Origin of the sequence: Ancylomarina euxina (genome assembly GCF_003863355.1) — a bacterium.
GTDB classification, from domain to species: domain Bacteria; phylum Bacteroidota; class Bacteroidia; order Bacteroidales; family Marinifilaceae; genus Ancylomarina; species Ancylomarina euxinus.
This window is the reverse complement of record NZ_QQWG01000002.1, coordinates 314,225-337,630: the sequence shown is the minus strand read 5'-3', so window position 1 is coordinate 337,630 and position 23,406 is coordinate 314,225. Positions and strand designations below refer to the sequence as shown.

17 protein-coding genes are annotated in these 23,406 nt (G+C 35.9%); 6 read left to right on the top strand and 11 right to left on the bottom strand.

Annotation, left to right across the window (positions count from 1 at the left end; all coding sequences use genetic code 11):
- Positions 1 to 18 precede the first annotated feature (18 nt).
- Positions 19 to 2,820, top strand: a complete 2,802-nt coding sequence (locus DWB61_RS03620) for an alpha/beta hydrolase family protein (RefSeq protein WP_158614364.1) — start codon at positions 19 to 21, stop codon at positions 2,818 to 2,820.
- Positions 2,821 to 2,875: 55 nt separating this feature from the next.
- On the opposite strand, the gene DWB61_RS03615 is transcribed toward DWB61_RS03620, so the two are convergent.
- A complete protein-coding gene (locus DWB61_RS03615; protein ID WP_125029525.1) occupies positions 2,876 to 3,640 on the bottom strand; it encodes an MBL fold metallo-hydrolase in 765 nt (254 codons plus the stop codon).
- Positions 3,641 to 3,739: 99 nt separating this feature from the next.
- On the bottom strand, positions 3,740 to 4,678 hold the full coding sequence (locus tag DWB61_RS03610) for a bile acid:sodium symporter family protein (RefSeq protein WP_158614363.1): 939 nt from the start codon (positions 4,676 to 4,678) through the stop codon (positions 3,740 to 3,742).
- A 186-nt stretch (positions 4,679 to 4,864) separates the two neighbouring features.
- Between DWB61_RS03610 and DWB61_RS03605 the strand changes: the two genes are divergently transcribed.
- On the top strand, positions 4,865 to 5,641 hold the full coding sequence (locus tag DWB61_RS03605; protein WP_125029523.1) for an EI24 domain-containing protein: 777 nt from the start codon (positions 4,865 to 4,867) through the stop codon (positions 5,639 to 5,641).
- 71 nt (positions 5,642 to 5,712) lie between these two features.
- Here DWB61_RS03605 and DWB61_RS03600 read toward each other — a convergent pair whose 3' ends face one another.
- The gene (locus DWB61_RS03600) at positions 5,713 to 7,152 is read right to left on the bottom strand and encodes an MFS transporter (protein WP_125029522.1); all 1,440 of its coding nucleotides are present in this window, start codon (positions 7,150 to 7,152) and stop codon (positions 5,713 to 5,715) included.
- Positions 7,153 to 7,310: 158 nt separating this feature from the next.
- Complete coding sequence (locus DWB61_RS03595) at positions 7,311 to 8,696, bottom strand: MFS transporter (RefSeq protein ID WP_125029521.1); 1,386 nt, start codon at positions 8,694 to 8,696, stop codon at positions 7,311 to 7,313.
- A 303-nt stretch (positions 8,697 to 8,999) separates the two neighbouring features.
- Here DWB61_RS03595 and DWB61_RS03590 point away from each other — a divergent pair, with 303 nt between their 5' ends.
- The 3 genes from DWB61_RS03590 to DWB61_RS03580 all read left to right on the top strand — a co-directional run bounded on the left by DWB61_RS03590 (position 9,000) and on the right by DWB61_RS03580 (position 12,178).
- Entirely contained in the window at positions 9,000 to 10,418 is a 1,419-nt protein-coding gene (locus DWB61_RS03590; protein WP_125029520.1) for a nicotinate phosphoribosyltransferase, read from the top strand.
- Positions 10,419 to 10,547: 129 nt separating this feature from the next.
- Positions 10,548 to 11,654 (top strand): alanine racemase, encoded by a 1,107-nt coding sequence (locus DWB61_RS03585; RefSeq protein WP_125029519.1) that lies wholly within the window; start codon positions 10,548 to 10,550, stop codon positions 11,652 to 11,654.
- Positions 11,655 to 11,710: 56 nt separating this feature from the next.
- Entirely contained in the window at positions 11,711 to 12,178 is a 468-nt protein-coding gene (locus DWB61_RS03580; protein ID WP_158614362.1) for a DUF2062 domain-containing protein, read from the top strand.
- A 662-nt stretch (positions 12,179 to 12,840) separates the two neighbouring features.
- On the opposite strand, the gene DWB61_RS03575 is transcribed toward DWB61_RS03580, so the two are convergent.
- The 7 genes from DWB61_RS03575 to gldF form a co-directional block, all read right to left on the bottom strand.
- The gene (locus DWB61_RS03575) at positions 12,841 to 14,304 is read right to left on the bottom strand and encodes an aminoacyl-histidine dipeptidase (protein ID WP_125029517.1); all 1,464 of its coding nucleotides are present in this window, start codon (positions 14,302 to 14,304) and stop codon (positions 12,841 to 12,843) included.
- A gap of 226 nt (positions 14,305 to 14,530) precedes the next feature.
- A complete protein-coding gene (locus DWB61_RS03570; RefSeq protein ID WP_125029516.1) occupies positions 14,531 to 16,327 on the bottom strand; it encodes an AMP-dependent synthetase/ligase in 1,797 nt (598 codons plus the stop codon).
- Positions 16,328 to 16,593: 266 nt separating this feature from the next.
- Complete coding sequence (locus DWB61_RS03565) at positions 16,594 to 17,205, bottom strand: fumarylacetoacetate hydrolase family protein (RefSeq protein ID WP_125029515.1); 612 nt, start codon at positions 17,203 to 17,205, stop codon at positions 16,594 to 16,596.
- 35 nt (positions 17,206 to 17,240) lie between these two features.
- Positions 17,241 to 18,008, bottom strand: coding sequence for a 3'-5' exonuclease (locus DWB61_RS03560; RefSeq protein ID WP_125029514.1), 768 nt, complete (start codon positions 18,006 to 18,008; stop codon positions 17,241 to 17,243).
- Positions 18,009 to 18,144: 136 nt separating this feature from the next.
- Complete coding sequence (gene dnaN, locus DWB61_RS03555; protein ID WP_125029513.1) at positions 18,145 to 19,275, bottom strand: DNA polymerase III subunit beta; 1,131 nt, start codon at positions 19,273 to 19,275, stop codon at positions 18,145 to 18,147.
- 247 nt (positions 19,276 to 19,522) lie between these two features.
- The gene (gene gldG, locus DWB61_RS03550) at positions 19,523 to 21,214 is read right to left on the bottom strand and encodes a gliding motility-associated ABC transporter substrate-binding protein GldG (protein ID WP_125029512.1); all 1,692 of its coding nucleotides are present in this window, start codon (positions 21,212 to 21,214) and stop codon (positions 19,523 to 19,525) included.
- 183 nt (positions 21,215 to 21,397) lie between these two features.
- Positions 21,398 to 22,129, bottom strand: a complete 732-nt coding sequence (gene gldF, locus DWB61_RS03545; protein ID WP_125029511.1) for a gliding motility-associated ABC transporter permease subunit GldF — start codon at positions 22,127 to 22,129, stop codon at positions 21,398 to 21,400.
- Positions 22,130 to 22,310: 181 nt separating this feature from the next.
- Between gldF and DWB61_RS03540 the strand changes: the two genes are divergently transcribed.
- Complete coding sequence (locus tag DWB61_RS03540) at positions 22,311 to 23,405, top strand: acyloxyacyl hydrolase (RefSeq protein ID WP_125029510.1); 1,095 nt, start codon at positions 22,311 to 22,313, stop codon at positions 23,403 to 23,405.
- The last annotated feature ends 1 nt before the right edge of the window (position 23,406 follow it).

Here is a 23,406-nt window from a genome sequence, read left to right as displayed (position 1 = left end):
CCAAAAACAACTCAACTAATGAAAAAATTATTGTTCACCGTAATTGCAAGCTTATTTCTATCGATGAGTATGGCTCAAACTAATAAAAGAGCTTTGAACCATAGCGATTACGACGGATGGAAAAACATCAAAAGTCACACAATATCAAATAATGGAGATTGGCTTAGCTACGAAATCAATCCTCAAAAAGGTAATGGTTACCTTTATCTTTATCAGCATTCAAAAGCTAAATTAGATTCCTTCCCTAGAGGATACGATGCCCAATTCTCAGAAGATTCAAAAAATATAATATTTAAGATTAAAGCTCAGTTTGATACGATCAGACAAGCCAAACTCAAAAAGGTGAAATCGAAGGATTTACCTAAAGACTCTTTGGCCACTTTTAACTTGTCGAGCCATAAACTAGAGAAATACGCCAACTTAAAATCCTACAAAACAGCCGTTGATAATGATGAATGGATGGCCTTTTTATTAGAGACTAAGGAAGTTGCCCAGGACACAACTAAAAATGCCCCAAAGGCAAAAAAAAAGAAGAAGAAATCAGGAAAAGACAAACCTGAAGTTGGCGATTTAATACTCAAAAATCTGCTGACTAACGAAACGATTTCCTTTTCAAATGTGAGTGATTACACGATCGCTCGAAATGGACAAGCAGTATCATTCATCACACAAAGCCAGGATAGTCTTTCTGAAGCTAAAGTTTTAATCCTGAATTTCGAAGACAAGAAATCAAATCTTGTTTTTCAGAATTTAGGACTAGCCAAGAAACTGAGTATTACTTCAAATGGAGACCAACTAGCTTTTATATTTTCAGCAGACACAACTAATCAGAAAGAATATAATTTGCAATACTTCGATACAAAGTTGAAGCAGTCTAAAATGATTTTAGATTCAGAGAACACTGATTTTGCCCAAGGTTGGTGTGTGAATAAGAACAGCGAATTGAATTTTTCCAGAGATGGTAAAAATCTGTATTTTGGAATTGCTCCAAAAGATGAAAAAGAAAAAAAGGATACACTTTTAGATACTGAAAAATATAAACTCGATGTTTGGAGCTGGAAAGATCCTCTGCTTCAGTCAGAACAAAAAGTAAATCTTAAAAAAGAGCTGGAGAGAACTTATTTAGCAGTTTATAATACAAAGAAGAAAACAATCAATCAACTTGCTGATAAAAGTCTACCTCAAATTAAACTTTACAACCATGGTAATGCAGGTTTAGCTTTAGGTAGTTCTTCTTTGCCATATCAAATGGAAGAGTCGTGGAACGATTGGTTCAAAGATTATTATTTGGTGAATACAAAGACGGGACAATCAGAACTCGTATTGACTAAGAAAAATGCTAAAGTTGAAATTTCACCATCTCAAAAGTTCTTATACTGGTACGAAACGGCCGATAGCACTTGGAATGCTTACAATATTGCAAACAAAAAAGCTCGTCAACTAAGCGCTGATATACCTTTCAACTTTTACTCTGAGACTCACGATACACCAAGTGATCCAAGGCCATACGGCATCGTGGGCTGGACTGAGGGTGACAAATATATCCTAATCCAGGATCGCTACGATATCTGGAAAATTGACCCCAAAGGAAAAGAGAAAGCGACAAACCTTACAGAGGGATTAGGTCGTAAAGAAAACATCCGTTTTAGCTACGTTAAACTCGATAAAGAAGAACAAACAATAGATTTAAATCAGACTTTATTTTTGAAAGCTTTCGGAGAGTTCAATAAAAAGTCAGGTTTCTATCAATTGACAAATGGGACGTCGCTTAAACAAATCCGTTTCGAAGATGTCAGCTATTCTGACCCTATCAAAGCTAAAAAAGCGGATCGATTGGTTTGGAAACGTTCAACATTTGTTGACTATCCGAACCTTTGGATAAGCGATTCAAGTTTTAAAAATGAAAAGCAGGTTTCTGATGCAAATCCTCAGCAAAAAAATATTCTATGGGGAAATGTTGAACTTGTTGACTGGATTAATGGAGATGGAGAAAAATTACAAGGCATGTTCTATAAACCTGAGAATTTTGATCCCAACAAGAAATACCCAATGCTGGTCTATTTCTACGAAAGAGTAAGTGATCGTTTACATAAGCACTATGTCCCTCAACCCAATTGGTCTATCATTAACCCGACTTACTGCGTGAGTAATGATTACCTGATTTTCATGCCAGATATCACTTATCCAAAGGTTGGACACCCTGGCGAGAGTGCTTACAGTTCAATCGTTACTGGAACATTGGCAATGATGGATCGTTTTGATTTTATCGACAAGCAGAATATTGCCTTACAAGGGCAAAGCTGGGGTGGTTATCAAATTGGACACTTGGTCACAAAAACCAATCTATATAAATGTGCCATGTCTGGTGCTCCAGTCAGTAATATGACTTCGGCTTACGGAGGCATTCGTTGGGAAAGTGGTCGTAGTAGAATGTTCCAATACGAACATACACAGAGTCGAATTGGTGGAACGCTTTGGGAAAAGCCTTTGGATTATATCGAAAATTCACCCATTTTCTCAATCCCAAAGATCAAAACGCCACTTTTAATCATGCATAACGATCATGATGGTGCCGTGCCCTGGTATCAAGGAATTGAATTTTTTGTAGCCATGCGTCGATTACAAAAGCCCTGCTGGATGCTTTCATATAATAACGAAGCTCACAACTTAAAAGGTCGTGCGAATCGTATGGATTTATCCATAAGAATGATGCAATTTTTCGATCACTACCTAAAAGGAGAAGCTGCTCCTGCTTGGATGGTTGATGGCATACCTGCCATTAAGAAAGGCAAATTCGATGGCTATGAGCTAAAAGAATAAACATACAGAAAGACCTCAAGTTAAACATTTGAGGTCTTTTTACTTTATTATCCTTCTAATAAATTTCTATTTTAAGTCCATCATAGGCCATAAAAACATTTTCCGGTAGCTCTTTTGAAATCTCCTCATGAAAGCCCAACTGGTGACTAAAGTGAGTTAAATAAGCCTTCTCAGGCTTCAACTCTTCAATTAAAGCCAGAGCTTCAGCGAGTGTAAAATGCGACAGATGTTTTTCCTTTCTCAAAGCATTAAGGACAAGAACTTTTAATCCTTGCAGTTTTTCTTTTTCTTTATCCGAAATATAATTCGCATCAGTGATATAGGCTAAGCCATCTATCCGATAACCATAAACCGGTAATTTAAAATGCTTTGCGCGAATAGGTACGATTTCAGTTCCATTAATATAAAAGGTCTTATTTTCGACAGTCCAAAGCTTTAGTTGAGGGATACCAGGATAACGGAACTCTGCAAATACGTATGCAAATTCTTGTTTTAATGAAGCTTGAACGCGCTCTTCAGCGTAAATATCAACAGCTTTCTTATTTACCCAATTAAAAGCTCGTACATCATCCAGTCCTGCTGTATGATCTTTGTGTTCGTGAGTAAATAGAATCGCATCAAGTTTCTCAATCTGAGCTCTCAGCATTTGATATCGAAAATCAGGTCCACTATCGATTACAATGTTTTGCCCATCAACCTCGACCATAGCAGATGTTCTCAATCGCTTATCTTTTTTATCAGTAGATAAACAAACGGGACATTTACAAGCTATAATGGGAATCCCCTGAGAAGTTCCTGTACCTAAGAAAGTGAGTTTCAACCCTATATAATTAATGATTAGTAATTAATGATTTACGATCAAATCATTAATAAAACTTTATTGTCTTTATTCCCGATTCTCGGGAGCAGTATAACTGACCTATCCTTTACCCTTTGCCACCTTTTTTCTATACGCCATTCTAAATGAAAGATATAGAAGATACAATAGCACGAATATTGCCATAACCGCAGAAGGAATAGCAGCTTCTTTACCAAATAGAGTTAAAGCGGTAACAACAGCAAATCCTGAACTCTTAATCGTGAGGAGTAAATTTTGCGTCATTGCAATTTCTTTTTTAACACCTAGTCGAGCAGCGATAAATTCATAGCTCCAGCCTAATCCAAATATACTAAGAAATAAGACTAAAGCGACCAAAAAAAGCACTTCAAAATTTGAGAAAAACACCTGTCTATTTAAACCGACAGCGGTAAAAATCAATAAGGCAAACCCCCAGTCGACAATTTTTCCTCTTACCTTTTCAACCGTTGGTTTAATAGGTTCCCAAAGTAGAAATCGTGAAATTATCATAGGGATCAAAACAAGTTTAATCATAGTCATAAAAAGCATGCTTGAGTCAATACCACCATCAACATTACTTAAAAGACCAACTATGGCTGGTGCCAAAAATATAGAACTGATAAAAGCACCCAGAACACCAACTATCCCATATTTAATATCTCCTTCAAGAATATGAGAAAAAGGAATGACAGCCAATCCTGGTGGTGTTGCAGCTATCACGACGAAGCCAAGAAACAACTCAGGAGTTGGCATCATAAAATAGGCCAGACTAATAATAACTGTCCCAAAAACAAAGTAATTGAGGACTGAACCCAACAAAAGAGGTTGAATCATTTTCTTTAAGGGGAACAATGCTTTTGTGCTTAAGCCTGTAGTCGAGAAAATCATCACAACAGCAAGAATGTAGAAGGTGTAAGTTTTCAAGAATTCAGCCCAATCACCTATGGTCAAGCCTAATAGAACGGCAAGTATTAAAACGAAATTTCGATCACGTATAATTTGGGTCAATAATTTTATCATCATCTATATTTTTGTAAAACAAAGATGAGATAATTCAAGTCCAATTCAAAATGATTCTAAGTAATAAAGTTCTTGTGTTTTTCCCTTTCAATATTCGAAATATACCAGCAAGTTGTTAAATTTAAATCATTTATTGGACTTACATTTATTATAAAAGCCACACATCTCTATTTTAATATTATTTATATGAATTTTTTCAAAGATTTTGGCTTCGGACTTCGTACTTACTCCGAAGCTCTTAGTTTTATTTTTAAAAAGAAACTCGCTTGGTTTTTCTTATTCCCTCTTGCATTTAATATTCTCTTATTTTGGTTTGGTTGGGATATAGTTAATCATTTTTCTGATACATCAAAAATGTATTTAGAAAGCCAATTACATTTAAAGCAAGCCGATTTTTGGGGTTCGGGCGTTCTAAAAACCATTATGGATGCCTTTGTATGGCTCACCTTTAAAATTATGTTTTTTCTTCTCTTTGCCTATTTAGGCGGTTATATCATCATTATTCTGATGTCACCAATTTTCTCATATTTATCAGAGAGAACCGAGAAGATAAAAACAGGCCTAGACTACCCTTTTAGCTTTTTACAGCTGTTAAAAGATGTGCTTAGGGGAATTATAATTGCTTTACGAAATTTCAGCATTGAGCTCGTATTAACTATTCTGATGTTTGTATTGAGTTTTATTCCCATAATAGGTTGGTTTGCAGCCATCATACTTTTCTTTATTTCAGCCTACTTCTATGGCTTTTCATTTATGGATTACGCACTAGAACGTAAAAAGCTAAACTTAAAACAGAGTGTTCAGTTTATGAGAGAAAATAAGGGCATTGTAATTGCCAATGGTTTCGTATTTTCCCTTTGCCTTATAATTCCTTTCTGTGGCGTTTCCTTCTCTAGCTTTGCAGCTATTATTTCAGTGGTTGCTGGAACACTAGCCATCAGTGAAATGGAATCGAGAATCTAAAATAAGAAAATCACAAAATAGAAAAAGCCATCCCGAGGGATGGCCTTTCATATTTAGCTTGTATATCAAAATTACTTCTGAATATTGGGAAGTTCAAGGCCATAACCTTTTTTGCGGTCTTCAGCTTTCAACAAGAAAGCAAAGACAGTTGCAAGAATTGTTAATCCTACAAATACGATCCAAGTTGATGAATAATCGAACATTGGGATATCACCAGCTTCTCTAAGCATCTGAACTTTTGCCGAAATTTCGTTTGCAGGCACACCCTCTGCTCTGAAAATAGCAATTGCATTTTCAGTTTTTTCGTTAACACCTGGATTCGTTTTATCCAAAACAACACCCAATAAAATAGGAACTAGCATTAGACCAATATTCTGCACATAAAAAATAAGAGCATAAGCTGATCCTAATTGCTTTTCAGGAATAATTTTTGGAACCGATGGCCACATGGCTGAAGGAACTAATGAGAAAGCAATTCCTAGTAAAACAACTGCAAAAATTGCAACCCATGTTGCTGTCAGCGCAGGTATGTAGAATATGGTATGTACAATCACAAGCAGTACAGCTCCAAGAATCATTATGGAAGCACCTTTACCATATTTATCGTAAATATATCCAAATAAGGGAGTTAAAAGAATCGTCCCAAATGGTAAGATAGAAGGAATATCACCAGCTGTAGAAGGATCAACTCCAAACTTGTTGACCATTAAGCCTGAAGAAAACTTGTAGAATGGGAAAACGGCAGAATAGAATAACAAGCACAGAATAGCAATATACCAGAATCCTTTACTTTTTATAATCACACCAAGATCCGCAATTTTGAATGGTTCTTCCTCCTCAGCTTCATCTTCAATTTGCTTATCCAATCTCACATCCATTACGCAATAAACAATGAACAGGATTAATGCAATACACAAAGCAAGCGTTCCAACTAATACAGCCGTTGGAATACTAAATGCATCAGCTATACGAGGAGATCCGAATAAAGCAAGGAATGAACCTAAACGAGCTAAGGCCATCTCAGTACCCATTGCAAGTGCCATTTCACGTCCTTTAAACCATTTTACGATGATTCTTGAAACAGTAATACCAGCACCTTCGGCACCTACACAAAATATGGCAAATCCAGCTGCTGAAACAAACACTCTAGCATCGATTCCTATTATTGTAGATCCCATTTCAAAATTATGAGCAAATGCGTAATATTTTACAATAGCACCCATAATCATTACCAAACCAGATCCAACTGCGGTAAATCTAATACCCATTTTGTCGAGAATAATCCCGGCAAAGATCAGCATAAATGCAAATACATTTAAGTAGCCTTGTGCACCAGTTACAAGTCCCCAATCAGTACCACTCCATCCGTAGGTACTTTGAATAAGTGTTTGAAGCGGAGAAAGCACTTCCATAAAGGTATATGCAATAAGCATGGAAACCGATACGAGAATTAACACAAACCAACGAGCGCCTGCACTATCTCTCAATGTCTTTTTAATAGCATCTGTCATTACAATAATTTTTGGGTTAGTATTATTTTTTTGGGTTTAGAATTTACTAAATTAAGATTAATGCTCAGAAAAACAAACCTGTATTTTGTCATATACAGCAGCTTACGAAAAAAGCCATCCCGAAGGATGGCTTTTCTTATATCAAATAAATATCAGAATTACTCCTGAATGTTTGGAAGGTCTAGACCATATCCTCTTTTCTTATCTACAGCTCTTAATCTGAAAGCAACTAATAAAGCGGCTATACCACAACCTACCATTAACATCATTGGCTCAGTATAGTTTAGAGCAGCTCCTTCAGCTAGTCCTTCGTTTGCAGAATCCAAGACAGCCCCTAAAAGCATTGGGAATAACATTAGACCAACGTTCTGAATCATAAAGATCATTGCATAAGCAGAACCTAAACGTGATTCCGGAATAATCTTTGGTACTGAAGGCCACATAGCAGCTGGTACAAAAGAAAATGCAAAACCAAGAACAACCATAGCAGTAAATGCAAAAGCTGTATTACCTGGCAAGAAAGCAAAAATAACGTGAGAGAAGATCAATAATAAAGATCCCAAGATCATGATACTTGCTGATTTTCCTTTTTTATCCATGAAAGCACCAAAGATTGGCGTTAGAACCATAGTTCCAATAGGAAGCAGTCCTACAATCATTCCTGACAATTCTACTGGGAAACCATATTTTTGAACCATTAAGTCTGGAGCAAATTTTGTGAATGGGAAAATTGCAGAGTAGAATAATACGCAAAGCAAAGAAATAAGAATAAAGCCAGGATTCTTGAACAACAAGAATACATCAGAAGCCTTGAATTCTTCTTCAGAAGCTTCAATACTTGTATCAGCAGCAACCTCAGCATCCAATCTCTTATCCATCATGTTATGAACAAAGTATGCCAACAAACCGATAATTAAAAGAATTACTCCAAATGCTAAAGGACGTGAAATGATTTTATCAGCACCTGTCATCCAAGGAGAAGCAGAGAATGCGATAAGCATACCACCACGAGCACAAGCCATTTCAAGACCCATTGCCAATGCCATCTCTTTTCCTTTAAACCATTTTACAATGATACGAGATACAGTGATACCAGCAATCTCAACACCCACTCCGAATAAAGCATAGCCAATCATAGCCATTTTTAAGGAAGGCTGGTAGTCAGTTAAGAAAGAATTTAGAAAATCATATCCAAGACCTCCATTATTAAAAGTATCTGTCATGGCATAATAGTTGAAGAAAGCTCCAACAATCATAATACCAACAAAGAAGGTACCTGTGAAACGAATACCCGCTTTATCAAGAATAATACCTCCAAAAATAAGCATTAAACAGAATACGTTTAATACAGAATATGAACCAGCAAAAGTTCCATAAGATGAGTTAGACCATCCCATTTGGTCACGTAACATTCCCTGTAAAGGAGACATGATATCTGTAAAGAAATATCCTGTAAGCATCAAGAAGGAAACCGTCAGCAAAACGAACCATCTTGCACTTTTGCTGTCTCGAATTGAGAGACTAGCTGCTTGAGTTATAGCCATGTTTTTAAATTTTTATTTCGTTTAAGTTATTGTTTTAGCGGACGCTAAATTAAGATTTATACTGAGACAAGCAAAACTGAGCTTTATGTTTTAGGTTCACCGTAGTCAGTAGAAAACTATAATCCTGACATAACAAGCTATTAGATTGCCTGTTGACACAAACCTATTAAACTTGACTTTTCTCGAATTGTGAATAAGTTTCAAATAACATATTGATGTATTACTCGTACTTTAAGATCTCCAGCTAGCCATCCTTCAAACTTTGTCCCTATCTTTGGTGTCTGACTTATTTAGACTAAAAAGATGCAAACACTGACTCAAAACACAGGACTGTATACCGATTTTTATGAGCTCACTATGGCTCAAGCCTACTTTTACAGTGGCAAACAAAATGAAACAAGCACATTCGATTATTTCTTTAGAACCAACCCTTATAAGGGAGGTTATATTGTTTTTGCAGGTTTACAAGATCTTCTCAGTATTTTATCCAAATTCTCATACAACAAAGAAAACCTTGCTTTTCTTAAACAAGCTGGTTTAAGAGATGAATTCTTAGCGTATTTGAAAGATTTCAGATTTAAAGGGAAGATATTTAGCATGAAAGAGGGAGAGATCGCTTTTCCATACGAGCCAATTATACGAGTTGAAGGCAATATGATTGAATGTTTATTGATTGAAACAATGCTTTTGAATTATCTCAATTTTCAATCATTAATTGCGACTAAAGCCTGTCGTATTCGTTCGGTTATTGGTGATAAAACTTTTGCCGATTTTGGATTACGCAGAGCTCAGGGTTTGGGTGGAATTCACGCCAGTAGAGCTGCCATTATTGGTGGAGCTAATTCTACATCGAATGTCTATGCTGCGTTTAATTATGGTATTCCTGTGAGTGGAACGCAAGCTCATGCCTGGGTTCAGAGCTTCGAGAAAGAAATAAATGCATTTCGCCAGTATGCCGAGATAAATCCTGACACCACAGTTTTGCTTGTAGACACCTACAATACACTAAAATCAGGAATACCCAATGCGATTCTTATAGCAAAAGAGTTAGAAAAGAAAGGTCATAAACTCGTCGGTATTCGTTTAGATAGTGGCGACTTAGCTTATTTAAGTAAGAAAGGACGTGAGATGCTGGACAAAGCTGATTTGTCTTATGTTCAAATATTTGCATCGAACCAATTGAACGAATACGTCATTAAAAGTTTGAATGAACAAGGTGCCAGAATTGATGGCTACGGCGTAGGTACGGAATTGGTAACTGGGAATGATACGGGCGCTCTTGATGGCGTTTACAAGCTGGTTGAAAACAACGATAACCCCTGTCTTAAAGTCTCTGAGAACGTTGAAAAAATGACCCTGCCCGGAAAGAAAAAGGTTGTCCGCTACCTCGATCAAGATGGGATGTTCTTTCGGGATGCCATTTTACTTGTTGAAGAAGAGAAGGCTGATCAAATCTACCACCCTTTTCATTCGCACAAAACAACAGAACTGAAAGATTGCACAGCTGAAACCTTGAATCATCTGGTTATGGATAATGGCAACATCTTAATTGAAGAACAAAGCCCAAATGAGATAAATGCTTACTTGAAAAAGCGATTTGCTCAGCTGCCTGATGAACACAAACGTTTTATCAGTCCTCATATTTATAAAGTTGGAGTTTCTGAGAAAGTTCTTAATTTGAAGAATGAGATGCTTAAAGGCATTCAAAATAAAATGAACTAAATCAATAGATTTTAAACATGAGAATTGAGATTTAAATCCAAATAACTCATTGTCACTATAAAACACACATAAAGTTACTCTTTAATAAGCTTATGCATGATATCGAGTAAAACAATTTTTTAATAAGCCATGGATATCAGAATACACATCAAACAACCGACACTTTTACTAGATAAGAAAAAATGTATCAGCAATATCGAAAATATGCTCGATCGAGCTAAAAGATGCAACCTAAGCTTTCGTCCACATTTTAAAACACATCAATCGGCTGAAGTTGCAGAATGGTTTCGTGAGCTGGGTGTCAACAAAATTGCAGTATCCTCTCTAAAAATGGCTCAGTATTTTGCTGACAATAAATGGGAAGATATTACGGTTGCCATGCCAGTCAACTTAAGAGAGATGGATATCGTTGACGAATTAGCTGGAAAAATCAAGCTCAATATTTTAGTTGAATCCGCAGAAAGTATTCATCATCTTGAAGCTGAGCTAAACAACAAGGTAAACGCTTATATCAAGATAGACACAGGCTACCATCGCACAGGTATTGCTGCTGACGATACTAAAAGCATTCAAAATTTACTCGATTATATAAAAGCCTCCACCCGCCTTGAATTCAAAGGTTTTCTTGCGCACTCAGGTCACAACTATAAGGCTAGTGATGCTGAAGAAATTCACAAGTATCACAAAAAAACGGTTCTCGATTTAAACGAACTTAAGGATGTTTTCAGATCTCAGTTTCCTGATCTGGAGGTTTCACTAGGTGATACACCTGCTTGTAGCATCAGCGACGAGTTTTTTGGAATCGACGAAATTCGTCCTGGTAACTTTGCCTTTTATGATATGATGCAATTCGTTTTGGGATCGTGTGAAGAAAATGAAATTGCAGTAGCAATGGCTTGTCCTATCATCGCTAAACATGCTGATAGAAATGAGATTGTAATTTATGGAGGTGGTGTTCACTTCTCAAAAGAATATCTTGAGGCTGACGATGAAGGCACCAAACTTTTTGGTTCTTTAGTCGACATCAATCCAGATGGATGGAGTCCCATAAGAGGAGGTGGATTTTTGGCAAGCCTATCGCAAGAACATGGTATTATTAAATGCAACGAAGCATTATTCAATGAATACAAAGTGGGTGACCTTATTGGTATTCTACCTATTCATTCCTGTATGACCGCCAACCTGATGGGAAGTTATCTGACACTTGAGGCTGAAACGATCAAAATGATGAGATAGATAAGTAGTTTTAAACAAGTATCAAAATTATGTGGTTTTGATAAAGAATGAAAAGAATGAGCTATCAAACCATTTTGAGACGATTAAAGTTAGAAAAAGTAAAAAAGGCAATTGTTAGTGAAATTAGATGCGCTGAAAATACAAATACAACAATCGCCTTATCATTAGCCTTAGGTATATTTCTTGCATTTTCTCCAGCTTGGGGTTTTCAAACAGTGCTTGCAATATCATTAGCATTGCTATTAAAATTAAACAAGGTTCTTACTTTAATTACTGTCAATATCAGCAGTGTACCACCATTAATTCCTCTTATTGTTATTGCTGGTTATCAGACTGGAGCTCTCCTTTTACATGGAGAATTCCAGGAGGATATTCCTGACTTAATGAATCTAAGTAAATTAGGCGAGAATTATTTACAATTTGCTTTAGGATCGTTGATTGTAGCTTCGGGGCTTGGAATATTTTTTTATTTAATGTTCTATCTTCTTTTAAAGAGGTTTCGAGGGAATTTGAATGATGCATAACTATTTCGTTAATAGTAAATCGAAACAAGCTCTGTTTGTAAATAACATACAAGCCATATCACACTGACAATTAACAATTAAGTCCTTCGTTTAGCATTGAAATATCAGGGCGGTAACTAGATAACTAAACTGATGAAACAATAAGAGATGCTAAAGACTGAGACCATTGAAATGATGAAGTAAATCAGTTTCATCATTTCAATCGTATCTTTTATGGGACAAACAGCGATTCCTGAATTTCAGAGGGTATCTTTTTAAGTGCAAGCAGTCACTTATTTTCATACTGCTTGAACTCTTTTACATCCTGTGAGATGTTTTTTACATACCCCTTGTATCTTTTTAAGTGCAAGCAGTCACTTATTTTCATACTGCTTGAACTCTTTTACATACCCCAGGTACCTTTTTAAGTGCGCGCAGTCACTTATTTTCATACTCTTTGAACTTCAGAAGTGCCTAAAGGATGTTTTTTAGATACCCTCAAAATGTGTTTTACTGCCTGCAGGTAACTTCGAAGTGCTTACGGGAGTTTTCTACCCCCTCTAAAAAACCTGACAGGTTTACTTGCGTCTTATTTATTTAACCTGTCAGGTTATCCATGTAGTGTTTAAACAAAAACAGCCCGACTGTGAAGCCGGGCTGTATGATTATATATCACGAAGCAATTAGTTCTTCGAAGGAATATTTTTAAGAGTTTCAACCGTGAAATCCCAGAATTTCTGAACGGTATCGATCTTCACTTTCTCATCTGGAGAGTGAGGGAAACGAATTGTTGGGCCGAATGAAATCATATCCCAATGTGGGTAATTAGCACCTAACAAACCACACTCTAATCCAGCGTGAATCGCTTTGATCTCAGGAATCTTACCATACTTCTCGTTATAAACGTTTTGCATGGTTTTCAAAATTGGAGAATCCATATTTGGCTTCCAACCTGGATACTCACCTTCTAATACAATCTTAGCACCTGCTAAAGTAAATACTGAAGAAATCATTTCACCCAAATCTTCTTTCGCAGAGTTCACTGAAGAACGCATCAAAGTCTGAATCATGATTTTTTTATCGTCGCTATATACACGAGCAAGGTTGTTTGAAGTCTCAACCAAACCAGGCATTGCATCACTCATACGAATAACGCCGTTAGGACAAGCATAAATTGCATCAATTAATCGGTTCTGAAGTTTACCCTTCATTACCAACTTAGGCAAATCACATGGCTCTGCAAAGAAAGTTAGATCTGGCTCAACACCACTTAGCTCTGCTTTGAAAATCTCTTCGTACTCTTTCAATGATGCAGCACAAGCATCAACATGCTTCTCAGGAACTACAACAACAGCAAAAGACTCACGTGGAATAGCATTACGTAATGAACCACCATCAACAGAAGAAATACGTAAGCCGAAGTTTTTAGTCGCATGCTTCAAGAAACGGAATAACAATTTGTTTGAGTTGCCTCTTCCTAAAATAATTTCCATTCCTGAGTGACCACCTTTAAGACCTTTCATGTTCAACTTGAAAGCAACAGTTTTCTTAGGTGTTTCAGTTAATTTATTTTTGAAAGTAATGTTAGCATCAATACCACCAGCACATCCAACATATAATTCACCTTCGTCCTCTGAGTCCATATTCAAAAGAATATCACCATCAAGAACACCAGCTTTAAGACCAAAAGCTCCAGTCATTCCAGTTTCCTCATCAGATGTAAATAAAGCCTCAACAGGACCATGTACCAAATCAGTAGCTTGAAGAACAGCCATTGCAGCAGCAACACCCATACCATTATCAGCACCAAGAGTCGTTCCGTTAGCTGTCAACCACTCACCATCTACATAAGTTTCGATAGGATCTTTTTCAAAATCATGATCAGTATCAGAATTCTTCTGAGGAACCATATCAAGGTGACCTTGCATGATAACACCCATTCTATCTTCCATTCCTGGAGTAGCTGGCTTCTTAATAATGATGTTTCCTACTTCATCTTTGATCGTCTCAAGACCTAAGTCTTCACCAAATTTTACCATAAATGCCTGAATGGCATCTTCGTGCTTAGATGGACGAGGAATTTGAGTTAGTGAATAAAAGTTTTCCCAAATTGCTTTAGGTTCCAAGCTTAAAATTTCTTTGCTCATTATTATTGTGTTTTAAGTATTTATATAAGTTTCAGATCTTAAAAAGAGAATCAATAAATTGAAGATCTATTTTTAAGAGTCCTAAAGGTATAAGTTTTTTGATTTTAAGGAAAGAACATGAGCAAAACCTTTTCGGAAATAACAGATTTTAACAACATAAATGACCGAAAATAAAAAAGCCGATAGAATTATATTCCATCGGCTTCATATATCTTAAATTCAAGTCCTAATCCTTATACATTTTTTCGATAAGATGCTTGTACTTTTCTTGAATCACTTTTCGTTTTAGCTTAAGCGTTGAAGTAATTTCACCGGCTTCCATTGAGAATTCCTTAGGTAAAAGAGTAAACTTCTTGATTTTCTCAAATCGAGAAAACTCCTTCTGCATATCTTCAAATCGCTTCTCAAAAAATTCTACAATTTGGGAGTTTGCAATTAAATCTTCAATAGAATCGAAAGAAATATTATGCTTTTTTGCATATTGTCTTAAGGGTTCAAAAGCAGGAACAGCCAGAGCTGTTACATATTTCTGACAATCACCAATTACGGCAACCTGTTCGATAAATTGATCGTTTATTAAAGTTGTTTCCAACTTCTGAGGAGCAATATATTTACCTCCCGAAGTTTTCATCAAATCTTTGATTCTATCGGTGATCTTTAAATTTCCATTCTCATCAATTCGACCTGCGTCACCTGTGCAAAACCAGCCATCTTTCATCACTTTGGCAGTCTCCTCTGGCTTTTTGTAATAACCTCGCATTACGCCGGGTCCCTTAACTAAGATCTCATCGTTATCACCAATCTTAATCTCAACACCATTCAGTGTTTTACCTGTGGTATTGAAATCGATGTGTGTATCGCCATAAAGACATACAGTTGCCATCGTTTCTGTAAGACCATATCCCATTTTAACATTCATACCTACAGAATGGAAAAATGCTAAAATTTCTGCTGATAAAGGCGCACCTCCACAAGGTGTGAAATTAATGCGTCCTCCAAAAATATCGCGAAACTTACTCAATACTAATTTATCGGCAAGTTTGAATTTTAATTTTAATCCAAAAGGCACTTTCTTCTCGAAACGCTTGTATTGATTATTGCGAAGTTCTCCAATCTTTAAAGACCAATTCAATATTTTCAACTTGATACCAGAAGCTTCATTACTCTTATCCTGAATGGCTGAATATATTTTCTCGTAAATACGAGGCACCGTACACATTATGGTTGGCCTAGCCTCTTTCATAGTCGGACCAATTTGCTTTGGGTCACGGTTGAAATAAATCTTAAAGCCTCTATGTAAACAAAAGAAAGTCCAACCACGCTCGTAAACATGGCTTAATGGTAAGAAACTAAGAGAAACCTCATCATCAGTCAAATTCAGTTCAATATCATGAGAACGAAGAACGGCCGTAATATTATTGTGGTCGATCATCACACCTTTAGGCTCACCAGTAGTCCCCGAAGTATAAATAAGCGTAGCTAAATCATCCAGACTTGCTGTCTCGAATCGAGCATCAAAATCTTTTCCCAAACGTGAAGCTTTTCCCATCTCAATAAACTCATCCCAATATATTGATTGCTGATGATCGCTTATTTTAACAGTCTTATCGAAAACAATAACCATTTTAATATCGGAGCATTCATTTATAAGCTCCATGGTTCTATCATACTGCTCTTGTTCACCAACAAAGATGGCTTGAACGGCAGCATCTTTAAGAATATATTTTGCTTCTGTTGTTGAATTCGTTGGATATATAGGAACGGTTACACCACGCACACTCATGATAGCAAGGTCAGCAACAATCCACTCAGGCATGTTTTGAGAAAATATAGCAACACTCTCCTGTATGCCAATCCCTAATTTTAAAAGAGCCTTTGAAACTTGTCTGGTTTGAATGCCAAATTCACACCAACTAACATCAACCCATTCCCCACTAGTCTCATTCTTGTAACACATGGCAGTCTTGTCACCAAATTTTTCAAATCTTTGGCGAAGATGCTTGCCCCAATGTTGATAATTCATATAACTTTTTTAGTTGTAAATCATCCCAAAGATACACATGTTTGCTATACTTTAAAGCATTTCACTGAAAATGCAAAGGCACAAAACCTTGTTCAGAAAGCCAAACCATACCCATAGGGATTAAAAACCTAATCGAATCAGGCCTTCACAAAACAGTGGCTTTAGAAACAATCTAAAGCCACTATTAAGGTTAAATATCTTTAATTCAAACTGAAGACATCCTCTGAAGATGAAATCAATTTAATTCGTTTCTAATAAAATCAAGTCTATCGAACATGAAAATCGAGTAGCTTTTCGCCCTCCAACTCCCCTTCTAAATGATCACCAATTTTAACAGGACCGACCCCTTCAGGTGTTCCGGTATAAATTAAATCACCAATTTTTAGCGTGAAATATTTCGATAGGTAACTAATCAGATAATCAATTGAGAAAATCAAATCAGATGTGTTTCCCACTTGAACTCTCTTACCATTAATATTCAAACTAAAGTTCAGAGCATTTACATCTTTGAACTGAGTTTTAGGTACGAATTTAGAAATAGGAGCAGCGCCATCAAAAGCTTTAGCTTTCTCCCATGGCAGGCCTTTTTTCTTGCATTCTGCTTGAATATCGCGAGCAGTAAAGTCAATTCCTAAAGCTAGCTCTTCGTAGTAACGATGAGCAAATTCAATAGGAATATTCTTCCCTACTCTATTAATTTTAACCACAACTTCAACTTCATGATGAATATCATTTGAGAAATCTGGGTAGTAAAAATCGTTATTGCTTTTTAAAAGTGCAGAATCAGGCATTGAGAAAACCACTGGCTCTGTAGGCACAGGGTTACTCAATTCTTTCGCATGCTCCACATAGTTTCTTCCTATAGCTAAAATCTTCATTTCTTATCACTTTTATTCGTTATCCAATAAACGACTTACATATTAAAATTTCTAAGCTTAATTTCAGTTAGAACTTTCTTGGTATAAAGTGGAAAATCATTGTTCATGATCCATCCATAATATCCAGGTTGCTCTTTTAATACATCTTCAACAGCCTTGCCCTTATTCTTGCCAAAATTAAATGTCTCAACACCTTTTTTATCAAACACAATCATGCCAGCAAAATCCGCATTCTTATTCTGAGTAGAAAACTTCGATAGATAATCAATATCATTCTCCAAATTCTCATACTTGTCCAATTGAGATTTCAACACCTCATAAGTTGCTAAAGTATCTGCCTCTGCACCGTGAGCACCTTCAAGATCTTTCCCACAATAGAATTTATAGGCTGCAGTCAAAGTACGCTGTTCCATTTTATGAAAAATGGTTTGCACATCAACGAACTTACGTTTCCTCATGTCAACATCAATGTCAGCTCTTAAAAACTCCTCAGCCAAAAGAGGAATATCAAATCGATTTGAATTATATCCAGCCAAATCGCAACCTTCAATGTATTTGGCAATTGTTTTACCAATTTCCTTAAAAGTTGGTTCATCCTTCACATCCTCATCACTAATACCATGAATGGCAGTCGTTTCTGGAGGAATTGGAATCGTTGGATTCACGCGGTAAGTTTTGGTTTCCTCTTTACCATTTGGGCTAATCTTAACAATAGCAATTTCAACAATTCGATCTTTCGATACATTAATCCCAGTTGTTTCTAAATCGAAGAATGCAATCGGGTTTTTCAAATTCAAATTCATATTGACTTATTCTTTTGAAGAAGTTTATATTTTTTCTTTAAGCTAATTACAAGCTAAAGATCTCATCTTAAACAGAAAAAACCTAATGAAAGGGTACTCTCATCAGGTTTTTATAGACATTATATTATCGTTTAAATTAAACGTTAATCATCATTGGCATTAATAACATTAACACGTCCTCATCGGCATTATCGTTATCGTATGGTAAGAATAAACCTGCACGCGTTGGATCAGAAAGTGCAACCACAACATTAGCAGATGAAATATTCTGCAAAATTTCCAAAAGGAATACAGATTTAAATCCAATCTCTAAGGCTTCACCTTCGTATTGACACATCAATTTTTCGCGAGCTGAGATAGAAAAATCGATATCCTGTGCAGAAACAACCAACTCGTTATTACTCAACTCAAACTTAATCAAGTTACTTGCAGGATTTGAGAATACAGAAACGCGCTTAAGTGTATTATAAAGTTCAACACGATCGATAGTCAATTTGAATGGATTATTCATTGGAATAACTGATCCATAGCTTGGATATTTTCCTTCAACTAAACGACAAATCAATTTATAGTTAGATAAAGTGAAGAATGCATTTTTATCATCAAATTCAACCAAAACTGGGTTTACCTCTTTTGGAAGAATATTACGTAATAATGATGCAGGCTTCTTTGGAAGAATAAATGAAGATTCAACTTCAGAACGACCATCAAGTCGCTTGTAACGAACCAATTTATGTGCATCAGATGCCACGAAAGTTAGGTCGTTGTTATTTAATTCGATAAAAATACCATTCATTACCGGACGAAGCTCATCATCAGCAGTTGCGAACAAAGTCTTGTTTACACCTTTTAATAAAACCTCGCTAGCAACAGTAATATTTACGATATTATCTTGTTCCTTTTCAGGATTCTTAGGATAATCATCTCCGTTTTGTCCAGGAATGCTAAACTTACCATTCTCAGTACTTAACTTCACAGCTAAAGTCTGAGGGTCAACTTCAAAAGTTAATGGTTGCTCAGGAAATTCTTTTAAAGTATCAGTTAAAATTTTTGCAGGAAGAGCAATGACACCCTCTCCTTCAGAAGCATCTAATGGAATTGTTGTAATTAAAGTCGTTTCCAAATCAGAAGCTGTAGCTATAAGCTCACCATTCTTCAATTCAAATAGAAAGTTATCTAGAATTGGAAGCGTGTTTTTGTTACTAATAACACGACTGATAGCTTGAATGTGTCCTAAAATCTCAGTACTTGATACTACAAATTTCATATGTTTATAATTTGTTTTTTACATGACAAACAAAAATCCCCTGACTAAACTCTCTGTTAATCAAGCTTATTTAATCTATCAATATATATAATTATTATTTTTTCATTTTTATTTTTCAACACTCACTTATTTATCTGAGTTGTTAAAAATATCAAGTGGTGAATATACGAATTTTATTTATTTGAATCTGATTTTTCCGCAAGAGTTTATTACATATTTCCCTCTTCAGAAATTCAATACTATCGAATTAATTGGCATATCTCCTTTTACGAATAAAATGCCACACCAGAGCAAATAATATAAGGAGAACTATAGGTAATCCAAGATTAAGAATCTGATAAAAAAGTCTGTTTTCTCTGATTTTCGTCTTATCCATCAAACGAAGTTTTACCTCTCTCGATCTTAGATTCATCCAACCCTCATCATCGCATAAATAATCCACACAGTTAAGCAAGAAATTGCGATTTCCGTATGTTTTTCGAGAATATCTATCGTAACCTAAAGCTTCCATTTGAATATTAGATCCAACACCTCTCACTCTATTTTTAATGATATCTCCATCCGATATGACAATCATTTTGCCCGGCTCACTTTCTGATTTATAAGTTGACTTATCAATCCCCTCCCAAATTCTATTTTTAAATATGGATTGGAATTGACCTTCAATCAAAACAGACATCACCTTTGGGCCATCAGGAAAGTCTTTTGCACTCATTTTCTGACCTACAATATCAAGTCGAATTGGTGTTGGTACTTTTTCCAGTCGTGTTCGATCGGAACTCGCAAGTAAAACGGTGTGCTTTAAATTAGGATCCTTACCAACCTTATCAATAGAATTGGCAAACTCAACACGAACCATATTCAATTTTCTAGTGATAGGATGATTGGAAGGTGGAGCCAATAGTGGTGAGTAATACCAGGGTGCTGGCACATATTTCCCATTCTGACCAGCAGTACTTGATTGAACCGGTATTAACTGAGATTGCACATCCATAACCAAATCCGGATTGATTCGAACGCCATATTTGAATAACTGATCCTCCAAATTCAAGGGTTTATAAAATGCCATAGACATGCCTTTGGCTGATATACTATCCATCGAGGCAGCAACTTCATCAATCAACCACATCACTCTCCCACCATTCATGATATACTGATCGAGAGCGTATTTCGCTTTTTCACTAAACTCATTTCGAGGCTGAGCAACAATCACACAGTCAAAACGCTTATAGTCTTTAGATAGTTCGTAAGCTGTAGCACGACTCACCTTATAGCGTTGCAAAAGTGAAGCTGTAAAATCAGCAACCTCATACTCACCTAATTCGCCTTGCCCGGTAAAAAAAGCGACCTCTTTCACCTTGGTTTGATTCAGCAGGCGAATGGCCATTGAAAGCTCGTATTCAATACTTTCAATAGAATGATTTAAATTCTGATCGGCAGACAAGCCCGTAACGGACTTCAATAAATTGATAGGCGTTTCTTTCTTACCATCGTGCACAAAAAGCCCTGGCACAATCACCTTTTGTTTCACGCTACCATCACGGCTTGTTTCCTGTATACTCGTTGGTTTCAATCCCCTTTCTGATAATTCCCTCAAGTTTTTATCCTTCTGCTTCGGGTTAAGGACTGAATTGGGATCTACAAAGCTGTAGGTAATTTCAACATGGGCATAAGACTCAAATTCTTCAATTAAATCAACCGTGGCATTCTTCAGTTTATTGAAACCATGTGGTAGATCACCATCAAGATAAATCTCAAAATAAACAGGCTTTTCTAGTTCAGAAAGAAGTTGCTTGGTATTATCAGATAAAGTAAATCGTTTCTCAGAAGTGAGATCAACACGAAAATGAAATATTTGCAATAACTGATATACAAACAGAACAAGAAATACTGAAAGGAATAACTGAACTAAACTCTTCTTTTTATTTGTTATTTGCATGATACTTATAGTGTTTTCAACCTTTATTCTTGAATAATGTTTCTAAAAGATGCTAGATGGTTAGACTGTTAGATTGCTAAACTGCTAGATTATTAAATTGATAGACAGCTAACACTTATCTGTCTTAAAGCTTTTCACCTTGCAGGTCCTCCTTTATCCTTTTTCACTTTAACCTTCACACCATTACCACTTTCTACTTTGCAGAACAGTTCGTGTTGCAAGCAGAAAAACGAGTGACAAACCTATAAAATAGCTAACATCTCTGGAGTCTATAACCCCACGGGATAAAGAACGATAATGTTCACTAATTCCCAGATTGATGATCTCTGTTTGGAATCCCTGAAACAAAAGAAGATCAGATAAATAATCAAATCCCATATAAAAACTAAAGCACAGAATCAGAGATAAGAGGAAGGCAATAATTTGATTATCGGTGAATGAACCTGCGAAGACAGCTAGTGACACGTAGGCAATTGCCAAAAAGAATAAGCCAAGAAATGAGCCCCAGAAAGCGCCCACATCAATACTTCCAACAGGATTTCCTAAATAATAAACTGATAAATAATAAATGAGACAGAAAAGCAAGGAAAATACGACCAATAAAAGTGCAGCGAAAAACTTCGAAAGCACAATCTTAAAATCAGTAATAGGTCGAGTCAATAATAGTTCAATAGTTCCCGATTTTTTCTCGTCAGTAAACAAACGCATACACAAGGCTGGAATCAAAAAAAGATAAATCCAGGGAGCCATATCGAATAAAGTATCCAAATTGGCGTAAGCTCCATCCAAAACATTTGAATTCCCAGGAAACACCCAAATAAACAAACCTGTTGCCAGTAGAAATATACTGATGATTAGATAGCCACTTATGGAATTAAAGAATGATCGAAATTCTTTCAATAATAATGTAAGCATGTATGAATGGAATTTTGGAGTACGTTACAAATTTGCAAAATAATTCTGAGATTTTACATTATGAATAAGCACTTGTACATCAGCAAATCTACCTCTCATGTAATCAAGCTTGTAGATCCCTGAAAATAAGTGTAATTTAAATAGACTCTCTTAAAATAAACGATATTTGAGCTTATCACCCATGAAATTTACACTATCTATATGCATCATACTACTCCTCAGTTTCGTACTACAGGCTCAAGATGTCTCTCTTAGAGAAAGATTCTCTATTGGGCTCAATTATCACCATGGACTTTTTGTTCCAAAAAATCAATATATCAATTACTTAATTCAAGATAATATATCAGCTTTTGAACTTAAACTAGCTCATTATCCAAGCCCTCAAAAACCATGGTTAAAACAATTTGCTGTTAAAAAAATTGGTCTTGGCTATTATCAGGGCACTTTGGGAAATGCTTCTTCCTTAGGCGAAGTAAGATCACTAGTCCCCTTTATTCAATTCGGAATAAAAAGCTGGAAGCAATTTCAGATTAATACTGATGTTGGTATGGGAATCGCTAAAATGACAAAATATTTTGACCCGGTGTATAACTATTCAAACAAACTCATTGGATCGAAATACAATGCCCATATTAAATTGGGATTAGAAGCCAACTATTCTTTATCACACTTTGATTTAATTTCAGGAATCGTATTTAGTCATTTTTCGAATGGTTCAGTAAAACACCCAAACGATGGATTAAATATTATTACAGGAAGTATAGGAATTAATTACAAGTTTGGAAAATCGATACAAACAGTTACCAAGCCTACAACCTACTCTAACCTAAAAGATGAATTTATAGCCATTATTAATCAAGCTTGGAAAGAAACAAACGAAGAAGATCCACATACTTATTATGTTTCAATTATCAATTTATCTTATGCAAAGGGAATTAACTCTAGACAAAGAATAGGTGGTGGTATTGATCTTTTTTACGATGAATCGGTTGACAGAGGTTACTGGACCCGAACGCCTAAAACAAGTTTCAAAGATCGAATATCTCAGGGCGTATTTTTAAGTCATGAACTGGTTATAAGTAAGGTTTCGTTCATTACACATATAGGCTGTTACACCCTTTATCATACAAAACCAGATAACAATCCGTTTTACAACAGATTAGGATTTAGATATAAATTCAGTAAACACCTCTTAGCCAATTTGAGCCTAAAAGGGTATCTCGGCAGCTCCGATTTTATTGAAATGGGTATCGGTTACACTTTCAACCGAAAATAAA

What these genes read in the sequence shown, in the direction of transcription:
- DWB61_RS03620 (WP_158614364.1), top strand. Translation starts at nt 19, where the DNA reads ATGAAAAAATTATTGTTCACCGTAATTGCAAGCTTATTTCTATCGATG.
- DWB61_RS03610 (WP_158614363.1), bottom strand. Translation starts at nt 4,678, where the DNA reads ATGATAAAATTATTGACCCAAATTATACGTGATCGAAATTTCGTTTTA.
- DWB61_RS03605 (WP_125029523.1), top strand. Translation starts at nt 4,865, where the DNA reads ATGAATTTTTTCAAAGATTTTGGCTTCGGACTTCGTACTTACTCCGAA.
- DWB61_RS03600 (WP_125029522.1), bottom strand. Translation starts at nt 7,152, where the DNA reads ATGACAGATGCTATTAAAAAGACATTGAGAGATAGTGCAGGCGCTCGT.
- DWB61_RS03595 (WP_125029521.1), bottom strand. Translation starts at nt 8,696, where the DNA reads ATGGCTATAACTCAAGCAGCTAGTCTCTCAATTCGAGACAGCAAAAGT.
- DWB61_RS03590 (WP_125029520.1), top strand. Translation starts at nt 9,000, where the DNA reads ATGCAAACACTGACTCAAAACACAGGACTGTATACCGATTTTTATGAG.
- DWB61_RS03585 (WP_125029519.1), top strand. Translation starts at nt 10,548, where the DNA reads ATGGATATCAGAATACACATCAAACAACCGACACTTTTACTAGATAAG.
- DWB61_RS03580 (WP_158614362.1), top strand. Translation starts at nt 11,711, where the DNA reads ATGAGCTATCAAACCATTTTGAGACGATTAAAGTTAGAAAAAGTAAAA.
- DWB61_RS03575 (WP_125029517.1), bottom strand. Translation starts at nt 14,304, where the DNA reads ATGAGCAAAGAAATTTTAAGCTTGGAACCTAAAGCAATTTGGGAAAAC.
- DWB61_RS03570 (WP_125029516.1), bottom strand. Translation starts at nt 16,327, where the DNA reads ATGAATTATCAACATTGGGGCAAGCATCTTCGCCAAAGATTTGAAAAA.
- DWB61_RS03565 (WP_125029515.1), bottom strand. Translation starts at nt 17,205, where the DNA reads ATGAAGATTTTAGCTATAGGAAGAAACTATGTGGAGCATGCGAAAGAA.
- DWB61_RS03560 (WP_125029514.1), bottom strand. Translation starts at nt 18,008, where the DNA reads ATGAATTTGAATTTGAAAAACCCGATTGCATTCTTCGATTTAGAAACA.
- dnaN (WP_125029513.1), bottom strand. Translation starts at nt 19,275, where the DNA reads ATGAAATTTGTAGTATCAAGTACTGAGATTTTAGGACACATTCAAGCT.
- gldG (WP_125029512.1), bottom strand. Translation starts at nt 21,214, where the DNA reads ATGCAAATAACAAATAAAAAGAAGAGTTTAGTTCAGTTATTCCTTTCA.
- gldF (WP_125029511.1), bottom strand. Translation starts at nt 22,129, where the DNA reads ATGCTTACATTATTATTGAAAGAATTTCGATCATTCTTTAATTCCATA.
- DWB61_RS03540 (WP_125029510.1), top strand. Translation starts at nt 22,311, where the DNA reads ATGAAATTTACACTATCTATATGCATCATACTACTCCTCAGTTTCGTA.